The organism is Luteibacter sp. P4_D7_3, from assembly GCF_056401735.1.
On the sequence record NZ_JBFUIT010000088.1, the window covers coordinates 1 to 13,183 of the forward strand.

The 13,183-nt window shown below is 63.4% G+C and carries 16 protein-coding genes; 1 reads left to right on the top strand and 15 read right to left on the bottom strand.

Translation table 11 applies throughout. The features are described 5' to 3' along the window. Positions 1-204: 204 nt before the first annotated feature. The 7 genes from AC1DSN_RS10210 to AC1DSN_RS10240 form a co-directional block, all read right to left on the bottom strand. Entirely contained in the window at positions 205-882 is a 678-nt protein-coding gene (locus tag AC1DSN_RS10210) for a hypothetical protein (protein ID WP_477294441.1), read from the bottom strand. Next, complete coding sequence (locus AC1DSN_RS10215) at positions 879-2,006, bottom strand: baseplate J/gp47 family protein (RefSeq protein WP_477294439.1); 1,128 nt, start codon at positions 2,004-2,006, stop codon at positions 879-881. Before AC1DSN_RS10215 ends, AC1DSN_RS10210 begins: the two co-directional genes overlap by 4 nt. A 9-nt stretch (positions 2,007-2,015) precedes the next feature. Then, positions 2,016-2,420, bottom strand: a complete 405-nt coding sequence (locus AC1DSN_RS10220; protein ID WP_477294437.1) for a hypothetical protein — start codon at positions 2,418-2,420, stop codon at positions 2,016-2,018. 8 nt (positions 2,421-2,428) lie between these two features. Next, complete coding sequence (locus AC1DSN_RS10225; RefSeq protein WP_477294435.1) at positions 2,429-3,016, bottom strand: phage baseplate assembly protein V; 588 nt, start codon at positions 3,014-3,016, stop codon at positions 2,429-2,431. After that, on the bottom strand, positions 3,013-4,086 hold the full coding sequence (locus tag AC1DSN_RS10230) for a phage late control D family protein (protein WP_477330574.1): 1,074 nt from the start codon (positions 4,084-4,086) through the stop codon (positions 3,013-3,015). The genes AC1DSN_RS10225 and AC1DSN_RS10230 overlap by 4 nt, the downstream gene beginning before the upstream one ends. 70 nt (positions 4,087-4,156) lie before the next feature. Further along, positions 4,157-5,113, bottom strand: a complete 957-nt coding sequence (locus AC1DSN_RS10235; protein ID WP_477294431.1) for a hypothetical protein — start codon at positions 5,111-5,113, stop codon at positions 4,157-4,159. Positions 5,114-5,123: 10 nt separating this feature from the next. After that, a complete protein-coding gene (locus tag AC1DSN_RS10240) occupies positions 5,124-7,412 on the bottom strand; it encodes a phage tail tape measure protein (RefSeq protein ID WP_477330576.1) in 2,289 nt (762 codons plus the stop codon). Here AC1DSN_RS10240 and AC1DSN_RS10245 point away from each other — a divergent pair. Then, positions 7,396-7,698: a hypothetical protein gene (locus tag AC1DSN_RS10245; protein ID WP_477294427.1), complete on the top strand. Its 303-nt coding sequence runs from the start codon at positions 7,396-7,398 to the stop codon at positions 7,696-7,698. The two genes, AC1DSN_RS10240 and AC1DSN_RS10245, sit on opposite strands and share 17 nt — an antisense overlap. A gap of 102 nt (positions 7,699-7,800) precedes the next feature. Here the strand turns inward: AC1DSN_RS10245 and AC1DSN_RS10250 are convergent, their stop codons facing one another. The 8 genes from AC1DSN_RS10250 to AC1DSN_RS10285 form a co-directional block, all read right to left on the bottom strand. After that, positions 7,801-8,301 carry a hypothetical protein gene (locus tag AC1DSN_RS10250; RefSeq protein ID WP_477294425.1) on the bottom strand — a complete coding sequence of 167 codons (501 nt, stop codon included), beginning with the start codon at positions 8,299-8,301 and terminating at the stop codon, positions 7,801-7,803. 166 nt (positions 8,302-8,467) lie between these two features. Next, positions 8,468-8,893, bottom strand: a complete 426-nt coding sequence (locus tag AC1DSN_RS10255; RefSeq protein ID WP_477294423.1) for a hypothetical protein — start codon at positions 8,891-8,893, stop codon at positions 8,468-8,470. Between the two features lie 5 nt (positions 8,894-8,898). Continuing rightward, positions 8,899-9,333 carry a hypothetical protein gene (locus AC1DSN_RS10260; RefSeq protein ID WP_477294421.1) on the bottom strand — a complete coding sequence of 145 codons (435 nt, stop codon included), beginning with the start codon at positions 9,331-9,333 and terminating at the stop codon, positions 8,899-8,901. Between the two features lie 66 nt (positions 9,334-9,399). Then, positions 9,400-10,917 (bottom strand): phage tail sheath C-terminal domain-containing protein, encoded by a 1,518-nt coding sequence (locus tag AC1DSN_RS10265; protein ID WP_477294419.1) that lies wholly within the window; start codon positions 10,915-10,917, stop codon positions 9,400-9,402. A 63-nt stretch (positions 10,918-10,980) separates the two neighbouring features. After that, the gene (locus AC1DSN_RS10270) at positions 10,981-11,154 is read right to left on the bottom strand and encodes a hypothetical protein (protein WP_477294417.1); all 174 of its coding nucleotides are present in this window, start codon (positions 11,152-11,154) and stop codon (positions 10,981-10,983) included. Positions 11,155-11,161: 7 nt separating this feature from the next. Next, positions 11,162-12,016, bottom strand: a complete 855-nt coding sequence (locus tag AC1DSN_RS10275) for a hypothetical protein (RefSeq protein WP_477294415.1) — start codon at positions 12,014-12,016, stop codon at positions 11,162-11,164. 13 nt (positions 12,017-12,029) lie between these two features. Next, positions 12,030-12,677: a hypothetical protein gene (locus AC1DSN_RS10280; protein WP_477294413.1), complete on the bottom strand. Its 648-nt coding sequence runs from the start codon at positions 12,675-12,677 to the stop codon at positions 12,030-12,032. Beyond that, positions 12,677-13,078: a hypothetical protein gene (locus tag AC1DSN_RS10285; protein ID WP_477294411.1), complete on the bottom strand. Its 402-nt coding sequence runs from the start codon at positions 13,076-13,078 to the stop codon at positions 12,677-12,679. Before AC1DSN_RS10285 ends, AC1DSN_RS10280 begins: the two co-directional genes overlap by 1 nt. Positions 13,079-13,183: the final 105 nt, after the last annotated feature.

Here is a 13,183-nt window from a genome sequence, read left to right on the forward strand (position 1 = left end):
CGGTGAGGCCTGAAACGACGCCACCAATTCCGAGCACTGCCGCAGCAAGCTTGCCCAAGCCGACCATTGCCGACTGGTTGGTGCCAAGCAGGTCCGTCTCGAGCGGAATCTGTCCGGGATATACGATTTTGCGGTCCAAGGGGTTTCTCCGGGCATAAAAAAACCCGCCACGAGGGCGGGTTTGAGGTGTGCTTGAGGGGTTGATCAGTTACTGATGCGCGTCCAAACGATCGTTCCTGCGGGCTTCACGGCATCGATCGCAGCGAAGATGTCGGCGTCAGACACTCCACCGGTGACCATGGACATCGACGCGTATTCCGCCCATGAGGCAGTGCTGTAACCAGCTGGTGCGCTCCCGTATCCAGCCACAGAAGCGATGCCCGCGTTGCTCACCGGCCGGTAAGCGATGACGAAGGCCTGATAGGGCAACGAAAGTGAGCCGTAGGCGCCAGCGACACCATAGCCGCTGGTCGGTATCCCATAGCCGCCGGTGTCCGCTGGCCTCCATGGCTCGATGATCTTCGGGGCACGGCCCGTCAAGGACGTGAGGATATTTACGATCGCAGCTCGGGTCGCTTTCTCGCGAAACAGGTTGGCCAGGATGACCAGTCGGTACGACGTGTCGCCCTGCCCCGTCTTGCGTGTCACCTGGCCAGGGCCGAAGAAGTCGGCGGCAATCATGTCGAGCCACCCGTCCGTGGCACTCATGATGCGGGTCTGCAGCTTGGCGTACGTGTAAAGCGTGTAGACAAAGCTCAGGAGGCCGGCAATCCCTGCCAGCACACCATCGAAGACCGGTAGCGTGTCCCCAGTGCCGCCGAACCAGCGCGACGGGAGCTTCCCCTTCAGCCGCGCGAGGATGTCATTGAAGTCGCCGATCACGATACGGTCACCGTTCCGCCGAGCACGCGCTGTTTCGCGGTGGCCATGATGTCGGCCGTGCCACCGTTGAGCGTTAGGCCCGTGATGTTTGTCACGCCAGGGGACGCGTCGTAGGCGACTTGCACCAGACGCGAGTAGGGCAGCGATTGCCCCAGCGTCAAGCCGGCGATGTAGGCGAGCACAGACGACTGCACCAGAGCTTTCGTGGCCGTAGGATCGAAGCCAGATGCGATGGTCGCCGCCATCGCCACGTTCGCGGTAACGACCACGGGCGCGAAGACGGCAAATCCGACGGTGAACGGTCGAACCGCGTCGATCGCGTTCGACGCCGAAGCGAGGAACGTCGAGCCAGGCGTGCCGGATCCGTCGTCGGCGACGGCGTAGAAGAAGCCCGGGTGGTAAGTGCCGTTGTAGTCGGCATTTTCCACCAGAGAAGCGCTCGCCCCGACCTTCAGCGAAAGGATGGCGCTCAGAACCGCCGCCTTCGTCGCGCGCGACAGGCTGGCGATGTAAGCGACGAACCGCGTGCGGAAGGCCGGGTCCGTCTCCGCGTCGGCACCAGAGGTGAAGGCTGACGGGTTGGTCACCGTGTCGACGTACTGCACCGCCTGGGCCAGCACGGTAATCGAGTTGGCCACCGCATTGCCCGCAGCGCCAGCGACCAGCGCCGTGACTGGGACGTTGAGGCTCACCGTGCCAGCAGGTATGACGTAGCCGCCAAGGATCGCGTTGTAAGCGGCGTTCGTCGTATCCACCACGACGATATATCGAAGCGAGCCGTCGGTGGTCTGAACGAGCGCGTTGATGGGGACCACGGCCTGCATCGTCGGGGTGAACCGAGCGAACGTGACGAGGCCTCCGGCAAACGCAGCCTGGAGCCGCGCGAAGTCGAAGTCCGCCATCCAGCTGTCGAGGTCGGGACCGCTACTGGTCGCCGCCCGGGTGGTCGCCAGCAGGAGAAGGATCAGTCCCTGAAGCCAGACGACGACGCTGGAAGTCGTCTCTGCGAGAGCCCGCAGGACCGAGCCAACGGTGAAATCAGTGAGCGCTACAGCGCGGGCCTGGACGCTCGTCGCGAAGTCCGTTACCAGCTGGGTGAAGCTCTTCGAATTGACGCTGGGCATGATGGCTCACTAGTTGACGTTGAACGAGAGCGTCGCCGGCGTACTGGTCGCGGCGTCCGTATACCTGATGGAGATCGAGAGGACTCCGGGTGTCTGTGCGACGGTTATCTGCGGTGCCGGCGTCCTCGCCACCGAATCCTCGAGGAGGATCTGTCCCCGGATCAGGGCGACGATCTCTGCCGGGTCCACGGCCAAGCCGATATATCGCGGGAGGCCCGCGCCGTAGTCAGCGTGGAATGGATAGTCGGGCGGAAGTACAGAGCCATCGGGCAGGATCGCTCGCGGGTTTGTAAGAAGGCGGCGCAATACCCGCTGCTGGCCTCGGGACGTGACCTCGACAGTGCCCAGATCGGCCGTTGCGGAGACCCCGGCGTCGCTTCCCCAGAAGTGGTCGATGTCGGTTAGGTTCGGCACTTTGATTCCTATATAGGTTCGCCCGACACACCAGTGCCAGTCTGAATGCCAGAGACGCGCAACGTGTCGTCGACGTGCTTGCCGTTCGATGTGATCGACCCGGTGTGAGCCTGGTCACCGTGCACGTTGAATGCCCCTGTGTGCGTCCACGTCCCAGCCGAGGTGATCGTTCCGTCCCCGTTGAGCGTCACCGACGCGCCATGAGCATCCGAGAACGACGCCTTTCCGTCGTTGGTGAGCTTGAAGAACGCCCCTGACTTGTGGAGTACCCAAATCTCTCCTGAGGGGACCTTCGGAGGCACCTCAACGTCGTTGAACAGTGTGAGCCCGGCGACACCGGCGTCCAGCGCGCCGTCTTGAAACTCGACTTTCACCTGATCGTTGATCGCAGGCGGCGCCAGGATTCCGTACCCGTTGCCGACCATTAGCGCGCCGAGAGGAATCCAGCCCGATTCAACGTCGTCCGGCGGGTACTTCACTTTGATCGCATAGCGCGCTGGGTCGTAAGCGGTCACGATGCCGAGCTTCGTCCCGGTCCTGCCCTGCCCGGCGCGAGATGCCACCCCACGGATCGCGTTATCGAGGCGGCTACTCATGGGATCGGGCTCGTCTGGTCGGAATGGTTCTTGCCGCGGAGTGACATCCCGTAGCCGCCACCGTTAGACATCGATCGACTCACGCTCTCGATGTAGTACTTCTGGTCGAAAATGGTGCCGGTCCCGGTGACCTTCGCCATCCAAGTAGAGTCGAGAGCGTCATCGGCTGGCAGGTCTGCGTTGAAGCGCATCTCATGCTTGATCAGCTCGTTGTAAAGCGCCTGTGCGCGCTGGTTAGCCTGCTCCTGCGTCAGGTTGGGAATGACGTAGGAATAGACCTGCGCCGGCGCGCTCGACGACCCTGGCTTGATGCCCTTGGCATGCGAGGCCGGATAAGTCGCGGTGAAGCCGGTCTTCTGCTTCTGGTTCCACGACCGCACCTGCACGACCGCACCCTTACCCACCGTCAACGTCCGGCTGAAGCCGAGGCGCTTGGTGTTTGACCGGAAGTAGCCGAACTCGTCGTCAGGCTCTTCCCATTCGACCTCGAAGACGTTGGCATCGTCAGGGTCCGGCCGTGGCTCGAAGTGCAACTCCTTGCCCTTCACGTAGACCACAAAGCCTTCCTGCACGGCGAGCCAGGTCAGGAACTCCCATTCCGTGTCCGTGGATGTCATCGACACGTGGTCGATCTGGTAATACCGGCCCACCGTGGTCGTCGTCCCCGTGACCACCGGGGTAAGCCCATGCCGGCTGGCCAGCGTCGAGGCGATCTCGCTCGCCGTCTGTGTCTGCCACTTCTCTGAGGTCTTGGCATCGATCAGAAGGGACGTGAGGTCTCGGCCAGTGAGGGTGATTGTCCTACCCGAGGGATCGAAATCGACCTGGTCGACGTTACCGGTTATCCATGACGTGAGGTCTGCTGACCCGTAGTTTTCGGGGTTCTGCGGGAAGCCCGCGAGGATCTCCACACTCATCGTGCTTTGATCGAGGAACCAGCGAAGATCCTGTGGCGCCTTCAGTTCCTTGATAGCGAGCAACACCGTAAAAGTGTCCGCCTCATGGAAGCTGTTGCTGTCGACCTCGAAGTCCACCCACGCCGGGGAGGCTACTCCAGCGATCATCACCATGCCCCGAGGCGTTCGCGCCGAATCCGCCGACTTATCGACGACGGCAGCGACTGAATCTAGCGTCGTCGTTTCAGCCACCGAGAATGCCCCCTGCGGTGTCCGGTCGAAGCGGGACCGCTATCTGTTGCGTGCCGACCAGAACCGGGTCGGTCAGACCATTGGCCTTTGCGATGCCAGTCCACGAGGACGCGTCTCCATAGGCGGTCGCGGCCATATCCATGAGATTTCCGCCCGACGTGGTGACGGGGCGTACGCTGCCCGACACCGACCCCAGGTTGGCGCCCATCCGGCCGACGACGTTCTGCAGTGCGTACATGTTTGGCAGGCTGTTAAAACTGGTCACCTGGGTGGCGAGGGCCGACGACGAAAGACCGATCGGCGTGCCCGGGATCACACCGCCAAGCGTTCCAACGTTCTGGATGCTGTTTCCCGTGCTTGCGATCAGCGTCGAAACGCGACCCTGCACAGCAGCGATCGGCGCCAACACGCTATTGATGACCGATGTTGAGGCGTTGGCGAAGCTTGATACCGCACTGATCGCGGTATCGAGCCCTCCGAGCAGGGACGAGAGGATGCCGTCACCGATCAGGCCACCGAGGCCGTTCGCCGTGCTCATGTCATCACCCATCACATCGTCGATCGACGAAGGGGCGATGACAGTCACTGGAGCCGTCAGGTCCTCGACCACCTCCAGCGAGATCCTGTAGGGGATCTGGTACGGGCGTTGAAAGTCCGCGGTATACGAGTTGATGAGTACCAGGTAACGGAACTCGGAATACGTGAACGTGAGCGCCTTTCCCTGCTTCCGAAGCGTGTCCAGATATCGCGCGCGCGCCAGCGCATTCTCACCACGGAACCAGCCACCCCACTCCGGCGGGGCGTCGTCCGGACCCATGGCATCGACGACCTTCTGGCCACCGATCAGCCGGTGCACCACGAGTGCCTGGGTGCCGCCGAACCGAAGGCTTTCGGGCATCTCCATGCCGGCGAACACGAAGTCGCCAAGCGTTACGGTCGTCGAAGCCATGGGTTTCCTGTCAGCGTGCTTGTGTCATGCCGACGGGTGCCGGCGAGGCAGTGAAGTCGAACGAGTTGGAACCACGCTGCGGCGCGCTGAGCTGGTCAGCCAGATGCGGCGCCATGACCTTGCCGAGCTTCTTACCGTCGACATAAACGTCTCCGACTCCGCTTCCCGAACCGTTCCTCGTACCGGGCTTGACGAGATTCGGCTTAGGAACCCACTTTCCGTCGACGTAGTTCTCGAACCGGAGGTCGTGCTTTCCGCTTCCGCCCGCGAGGTCGTTGTCTCGGTCGCCATAGGCGGCATCACCTAGCGACTTGTACTTGCCGCCAGATATCTTCTTCACCAGAGGATTGATGGCGTGATCGTTGAGCCATCCGCCGGCCGCTGCGCCGCCAACAATCGCCGCCGCAATGCCAGACACCCACAGCAACACTGACCCGACTGCTGCGAGACCGACGGCAAGACCTCCGCCAGCCACCAAAGCCCCACCGATCAACGTCAGTGCGCCGCCGACGGCCAGAAGCGATCCACCCACCACCGCGAGACCTGCGAGCGATGCAAAAACGATCACCAGACCCTTCGTCAGTGTCGAGTTGTTGCCGATCCACGTCGCCATCTTCTCGATGAGAGGCGTGACGAAGTTGAGACCCTTCACCAACAGTGGCAGGACTACGGCGCCAAGCCGCACAGAGGCCGTTTCCAGCTCCTTGAGCGCCTTGATGAGCGTGCCGCGGTACGTCTTGCCCTCGGCAGTCACCGAATCGTCGATGCCCAGGGCCTTCTTCTGTGCTTCATCAGAATGATGGATTGCAGCCAGCTGACGGTCGATGAGGCTGAACATGTTGCCGCCGGTGCGGCCGAAGATCATCGTATTCTCGCGGCCCTTATCCACCGCCGACGTGATGCCCATCTTGGCGTACATCGGCAAGATGTTCTTTTCGTAGAACTCGACAGGGTCAGACGCGAAGGTCGTCATGTCCTTGAGCGGGTTGCCGCGGAACTGCTTGATGCCACCCTGCGAGTTCCACTCGATCTTCGACTTATCCCAGATGCCGTTGTCTGCGAGCAGGTGTGCCACCTGATTCGGCACGCGCACGCCGCCGACGAGGCGGTTATAGGAGGTCATCCACGCGTTACCCGCCGTACTGCCCTTCAACTCGCCGATAACCGGCTCGAGCTTGCCGAACAAAGCCTCGTTGCCGAGGCCCTGTGCTGCGACACCGCCGCGCGCCATGAACTGACGCATCTGTTCCCAGTCGACGTTGCCACCGGAGCTGCGGATAGCCTTCCAGCCCTGATCCGCAATGCTGTTGAACGTCGTAGCATCCTTCAGGCCGCCCCGCATTTCGATGAAGCGCAGCATCGACAGGCTTTGCGTGTGCATGCGTGCCTGAGACTCACCGTCCAGGCCCGCAGTTGCGAACGCGATCTTGGAGAGAAGGGGCGCGGCGAGCTTTGCTCCGGCAAGGGCTTCCTTTCCGCCCAAGCCGGACTCGCGGAAAACGCCCTGCGCCTCCGTGATGTTGTTCATCGCGTCGATGATCGACGTGCCGGCGATGTGCATGCCGTTGGCGAACTTCACGGCTTCTTTGTTGACCTCGTCGGACATGCCGAAGAGCTTGAAGCGGGTCACGGCCTGCTCGTACTCGGAGGCCTTGTCGATCGGGCCGCCGAGCATGCCGAACATGGCCTTTCCGCTACGCTCCAGCATGGCGCCGCCAATGAGACCACCGAGGCCGCCGCCGAACCCCGACCCGCCCCCACCTCCGCCCCCACCTCCGGCGCCACCGCCGCCGCCCCAGCCCCAACCCGCAGTCGTGAATGCCGACGGACCGAGTCCACCGCCACCAGGTGATCCGGGCATAGCTGGCCAGCTACCACCGCCGGGGCCACGAGGGCCACCAAGAGCGAGCGCCCCACCGCCGGGTCCGCCAAGGAACCGCTGTGCGGGGCCAGACAGCTGCATGGCCGGCGATCCGCCACGGGCGCCAGCGAAGGCAGCCATGGCCACCAGGCCACCGCCACCGCCTCCCATGGTGGACATACCACCGGCGCGTGCCGCGCGCTCAGCGGATGCGGCGTAGCTATCAGCCGAACGCCTGGCCCGCTCGTAGCCGTTGGCTGCGCCCTCTGCCCAGTTGCCGAAGCCACGGCGCGTTGCCGCGTTGATCTTTTCGATGGTGCTCAGGAGGCCCTTGGCGCTCTTCTCCGCCGTCGCGAACTGGGCGGCCAACTTGAGGATGCCGCCGCCCGTGGCGTCCACGACGCCGATACGCACGCCGATCTTGTATGCTTCGAACATGCGAATGCCTTTACGAATGAGGGTTCAGGACTGGCTGGCGGACCGTTTTTCGTTCGTCCAATACGCCGTCCCGCGCGTTAAGCCGAAGACCCGGACGAACCGCAATTGGCCAAAGATCCGTGAGCAGCTCGGCGATGTCGCCGCTGGCGTCGGCGCGCTGATCATTGTCGTGCACGCTCTGTCCATGGCCTTGGCACCGAGGAAGGGCGAGCCGCCCGTTGCCATCTTGTTTGTGCTCGCCGCGCTCGCCGCGATTCCGGGCACGCTGATCACCCTGCTCATCTGATGGGTGCCTCGGCGAGGCGAAAGCGCACCGCGTGGCAAGTCGCCTTCCTGACGCTTGTCGGCCTGCTGGCTCTTGCTCACGCCACAGAGAACCCCGCCGCTGTCAGTCCCTCGACAGCGGGGCGTGCAGCCAGTCACCACCGATAACGCCGGCAGCGGCTGCATCCTCGAGGATCCGTAGCACCTTGTCTTCCAGACGGATGGCAGCTGGGGCGAAAACGGCGCGGGGTGGCATATTCGGTGTGCCCAACTCGAACCACACGCCGCGCTCATCGGTCGTCCCGACGACGCCCTTGAGCCCGATAACCTCGCTCGTGATTGTGTCGCGGAACTCTCCGGTGGCCAGCAGCGGGGCATCCAGAGGGAAGTTCATGATCTCCTTCCGGCGCTCCGTGGACTCGGCCAGCTGCGCCCAGGGCGGAATCGCACCGATTCCACCCCTGTCGGACCCAACACCGTCCTGATACACGCCGATCTCGGCCTTCGCCGCCTTCTCAATCTCCTTGGTCGCCTCTTTCACACCCAGGTGGAGGGCGATGGTCGTCGCCGCCCCGACCCTTAGAAGGTGCTCTGAGAACTCGCCGAAGCTATCGAAGGACCTCATTTCTGTTCCTTGAAGCTCATCGTGTGCCAGTCGAACTCGCTGCCCTCCATCTCGCTGAAGGCGATCGAGAAGGCACCGCGCGTGATGTCATCCAGCGAGAAGGCCACGTCGAAAGGAATGCCGTTCTTTACCAGCCACAGGCATTCCTTGATCGCCGGGGCCGTCGCTAGTTTTTTAGCGCTGCCTGATCCGCCTCCGGATCCTGCTCGCCAAAGTTTGCCTCGACCGCCTTGGCAACTGCGAAGATGCTTGCTTCGTCCAGGCGAACGATCAGCGCTTCGAGCTCGCGCTTCGTGCCGATGGACACGTCATCGCCATCGATGCTGCCAACGTAGGTCAGCGGCATCACCATGCCCATGTAGGCCTGGTTAGATGCCGAATGGCCGAGCATGTCGACAAGACGGTACTGCGCCAGGACGCCCGGCTTCCGGAGGACGATTACTCGACCTTTCGGGTCGGTAATCACAGCCTCCGCCTTTGCCCGGTCGATGAACTGCTGAGTGGGTGTCGGCGCCGGCTTGGCGGGCTCTGCGGTGTCGCCCGGCGCCTGGTCGGCGCCGGACTGCGTAACGGTGAGAGTGGGCTCGGACATGGGTATCAGGCGACCTTCAGGCGACGGGAGGCGAACGCGCTGAGGGCCTGGTTGACCTTCGCGTCGCCGACGTAGTTACCAGCGTCATCCAGCTTGAGGATGACCTTGGTGTAGCGGAACTGAGACACCGAGCCATTGGCTTCGGTGATGGTTTCCGTGACCGATGCGGTCAGGGTGTCCAGGCCGGCAAAGTAGCCAGCTTCCTGCGCGGCGAAGAAATCATCTACGACGCTACTGGATCGATCGATCGTGAACGTCAGATCCCAGCCGATGGGAGCGTTGAAGCCGAGCGCCTCGCCGGCGATATAGACGCCGATCTGCGTGTTGTAGCGCGGCTTCTTGTCGAAGCTCTTCGTCGTGATGGGGAGGTCGAAGGGACCTGCCGGCGTGACGATCTTGATCGTCACGTCCTTGCCGATGGTAAAGCCGCTTGCGGGCATGGTTCTCTCCAAAGAGAAAGGGCGCCCGGAGGCGCCCTTAGGTGATGACGTTGAACCGCTGCCCGCTTAGGACTGCAGCGTCTGCTTGGTGACGACCGTCTGGCCGCCCTGCACGTTGACGATGAACTTCTCGGCTACCGACAGGTACTTCGCTGCAACATCGGCCTGCAAATAGCCCAGCGCGATGCGTGACGGAGAGTTGTTCTTCAGGTCGCACTGGTTGGTGAAGCTGTCGAGCTGGACCTGATCGACCATGTTCTGGAGGAACGAATCCAGCGTGGCTTTCACTTCGGCACGGAGCGGATCGTTCGATGCCACCGACTGGAGGCGGCCGACGAACTTACCCATGCCGGCGCCGATGGTGGCCGCGATGTAGTTGGTCATGCGGGTGTAGTTGTCGCCCTGTGTTGCGGGGTTCGAACTGCCGTTGTGGCCGACACGCATACCGAAGTAGCTGCCACCCGGGACCGGGTTGGTGAGCACGTCCCAGCCCGACTGGATGAGCGTCTGGAGTTCGGCGCTGGAGTACTGCAGGTTCTGACTGGTCTTTTGCGTAGCCACCACGCCGTAGATCGGCTTGTTCAAGCTCGAGTGCTGAGGCGCGAGGTTTGCCAGCCGGCCGGCGCAGAATGCCTGCGGCGACACCAGGCGGGTCACCTGGGCTACAGGATCGGCCCAGTAGCAGTAGTCGCCGAAGATCGGCTTGAACGAGTAGCTATCGACGCCCGCCGAAGCCCGCGTCGTCACCGCGTTCGCGATCGTGTCGCCGGCGGGGCCGACGCAGATCATGTAGGTCCCTTCCGACAGGCCATAGGCCACCTGCACGGACCAGGTCGTCAGGTCGTCAACGTCGGCCAGCATGGCGACACTCGCGCCGCTGCTGCGAAGCGCATACATGCCCTTGCGGGGCACCGTATCGACGCCGATCATCACCGCCGAGGTGATCGTCGTGGCGCCGTCGGTGCCACCAGTGAGCGGCGTGGTGCCCGCAGCCGGTGCCGTGGTGCCAACGCCAGCCGTGGCGACGATCATCTGCGATGCCGACCGTACGCCGTACTGGCCGTTGTTGATCGCGAGGGCCAGATTGACCCAGAACGCGTTTCCAGTGCCCGTGATGTTGTCGAACACCTCAGCAACGAGGCCCGGCATCGAAACGATTGCCTTGAAGCTGGAAGCGGCACTACCCGCGGCAATCTGGACGGTCGCCGAGTTACCCAGGGTGCCGGTGTACTTGCTGGTAAACGTGATGTTCGTCGCCAGCGCGCCGCTCGCGGCCGTGTCGGTGCCGTCGGTGACGCGTACGGCAACGATGTTGTTCGCACCCTGCTGCACTGCGATCGCAACAGCCGTGCCGAGGTCGTACTTTCGGTTCTGGATGGCGCCGAACTGGCGGGCATAGGCGGCGCTGTCACCCAGAACCACTGGCGCATTGACCGGGCCCCAGCATGCCGTACCGACGATGCCAAGCTGATTGGTCGGGACGCCGTTGAGCTGCGAGACCGCCGGCGGGACGATCTGCACGTAAAGGTCGGGGACGATCAGCGCGGTCGTGTTGATTGCGCCCTGCTGGACGATCTGAGTCATGGGTGTCTCCGGGCATAAAAAAAGCCCGCACTGGGCGGGCTCACTGGTGATGGGGCGAGGGACTTAGTCCGCTGCGCTGGGTGGAGGGGTGCGGGCCGGCGGATCCTCGACCTCGATCGGCAGCACATGGCCAGCCTGGTCGGATTCCAGAATCGCCGAGATCTCCTTGGGATCGGTGATGCGGCTGCCGCGGGTGTAATCGCGGAACGGTTCGGAGACGATCAGATGTCGTGCCATGGCGCCCTCATTGGGAAATGGTGTTGGTAGCGGCCGGGGCCGTGGCTCCGACGACGCTGAGTTGAATCGTTTCCTGCGCGACGACCAATTCCGTCGCGGACAGGGTCTGCGTCGTCGAATACTCGGTGCTGTAGATGATGTCACGGCGGTACAGGTTGGCCTTCTGGGTGGCGTCGATCTGGTGGCTCGTCTGGAAGATCAACCTCGCACCCGTCTGGTCAGGCAAGGCCACGAACTCTACTGCCGCGAGGGCTATGTCGAGGATCCTGGCGCACGCGTCACGTCGCGCGGGGGTATCGGCCCAGATGGTGACCTGCACCGGTCGCTTACGACGCTGCAGCTCGCGCTGCATGACGCCAGTACCGCCAGCGCGCGCCGCGGTCACCTTTACCCCATCAGGGATGGTCAGCACGGGACCACTGCTCGACGCGCCAGGTATCTGCACCGCGAGCGCTGTAGCGATGCTCGTGAGCGTGTCGCTCCCTTGCGCCGCATACGTGTAAGCCTGGCCTCCGGCGACCACAGCAACGTTTTGCGCCGCGCCCACCGTGCCGCCCAAGGTGATTGCCTGCCCCGCGATCGACGTAGTTACCGTCGCCGCTTGCTGGCTCAGCGGGGCCCAGGCATTCGAGTAAGCCGGCTGAAGCGTCTCGCCGGTCATGGGGAAGACCGAGACGTGTACCCGTCCGCCCTTGCTGTTAGAGAAGCCGGCGAGGTCCGCATCGAGCTGCGAAGCCTGCGGCCAGCCTGGGTAGATGATCGTCGCGTCGCCGGTGGCTGATGCCTGCGCCGTGCCGTTCGGGTAGAGCGCCTGCGCGAGCAGGCCGACGACGGCGTTTTGCACGTCGGTGAGGTCTGCCATGTGCTTTCCTACGTCAGGTGCCCGCCTCTGCCGCGGTGATCCGCCAACCGAGGTCCGTTTGTTCGCAGCTGGCGAGGACATATCGCCGGCCGTTCTCGTCGATCGCTACGTCATCCGTGCGCAGCTGCGCGTCACCGGGCAACGACGGTATCAGGATGGCCCACCACGGGACTTTCACGTCCCCGGGCAGCGCCGTGTCGTTCCTCTCCCCCTTCGTGCCCTGCAGGACCGACGCAGGGAAGCCCTGCGCGATCGGCTTCTGGTTCTCCATGGTGTTGCCGCCGTATCCGACCGCTCCCACGCCAGCCTGCTGCTGAGGCCGGAAGAACGACATGACCCGGTTGCACTCGACCGCGAGGATCGGGAGCAGCGGCTGCATGCCGGCGATGAAGAACGTCGAGCCGTTCCGTGTCAGGTAGTCCCCCACCGCGAGCAGTCGACCATCGGCAAGGCAGTACCACAGCGGCTTCGCGTGGTCGTTCGCCTTGCCGTACTTCATGTCCTTGGCGTTGAAGCTGGCCAGGATCGGACCGACGAAGCTGGTCACGTCGATCGGCAACATCGCATCGGTCGGCCGGTATTGCGTGAAGGTCAGGCCGATGCGCTTCGCCGACTGCGCGTAGCCGTAGTAGATCTTCGCCTGGAGCTTGTCGCCGTCCATCAGTTCCGCCCTACGCAGACCGTCCCGTCATCACTGCCCAGTGACGGACCCGGGGCGATGCCGATGAAAAAGCACATCCGCCGGCGCCAGTCGTCGAAAAGGTCACGCCGGTCGATCACCTCGCGGCGGTTGCGCGTCCATACCGCGGCGACATCCGTGTCGAGGTTGTCGCTGGCACCGACGATGGCTGTTTCCAGCGTCGTCAGCTGCGCCAGGTAAACCGTCGTAAGCGTCGCCTCTTCCTCAGGACGCATGTTGTTGAGCCGGTGCTCAAGCGTGTTCCAGACACCCGCCGTCACCCATCCATAGGCGAAGTCGCGAGTGTCGTCGGCGACGGAGTCCGCCAGCATCGGGTAGCCCGCGAACCGGCGAACGTCGGACTTCTGGGCTGCCGTCAACATGGCTTACGCCTCCTTTTTCCAACCGCCCGCGGCGTAGTTCTGCACTTCGTCGGGGTGAACCTGCGCGGTGATGGGGCCACCTTCGAACTGGGGCTCATCGAGCAC

Bases quoted from the DNA above. Each gene is read 5' to 3' on its own strand.
- AC1DSN_RS10215 (WP_477294439.1), bottom strand. From the start codon at position 2,006: ATGCCCAGCGTCAATTCGAAGAGCTTCACCCAGCTGGTAACGGACTTC.
- AC1DSN_RS10275 (WP_477294415.1), bottom strand. From the start codon at position 12,016: ATGGCAGACCTCACCGACGTGCAAAACGCCGTCGTCGGCCTGCTCGCG.
- AC1DSN_RS10250 (WP_477294425.1), bottom strand. From the start codon at position 8,301: ATGAGGTCCTTCGATAGCTTCGGCGAGTTCTCAGAGCACCTTCTAAGG.
- AC1DSN_RS10270 (WP_477294417.1), bottom strand. From the start codon at position 11,154: ATGGCACGACATCTGATCGTCTCCGAACCGTTCCGCGATTACACCCGC.
- AC1DSN_RS10225 (WP_477294435.1), bottom strand. From the start codon at position 3,016: ATGAGTAGCCGCCTCGATAACGCGATCCGTGGGGTGGCATCTCGCGCC.
- AC1DSN_RS10265 (WP_477294419.1), bottom strand. From the start codon at position 10,917: ATGACTCAGATCGTCCAGCAGGGCGCAATCAACACGACCGCGCTGATC.
- AC1DSN_RS10255 (WP_477294423.1), bottom strand. From the start codon at position 8,893: ATGTCCGAGCCCACTCTCACCGTTACGCAGTCCGGCGCCGACCAGGCG.
- AC1DSN_RS10260 (WP_477294421.1), bottom strand. From the start codon at position 9,333: ATGCCCGCAAGCGGCTTTACCATCGGCAAGGACGTGACGATCAAGATC.
- AC1DSN_RS10230 (WP_477330574.1), bottom strand. From the start codon at position 4,086: ATGGTGATGATCGCTGGAGTAGCCTCCCCGGCGTGGGTGGACTTCGAG.
- AC1DSN_RS10285 (WP_477294411.1), bottom strand. From the start codon at position 13,078: ATGTTGACGGCAGCCCAGAAGTCCGACGTTCGCCGGTTCGCGGGCTAC.
- AC1DSN_RS10280 (WP_477294413.1), bottom strand. From the start codon at position 12,677: ATGGACGGCGACAAGCTCCAGGCGAAGATCTACTACGGCTACGCGCAG.
- AC1DSN_RS10235 (WP_477294431.1), bottom strand. From the start codon at position 5,113: ATGGCTTCGACGACCGTAACGCTTGGCGACTTCGTGTTCGCCGGCATG.
- AC1DSN_RS10240 (WP_477330576.1), bottom strand. From the start codon at position 7,412: ATGTTCGAAGCATACAAGATCGGCGTGCGTATCGGCGTCGTGGACGCC.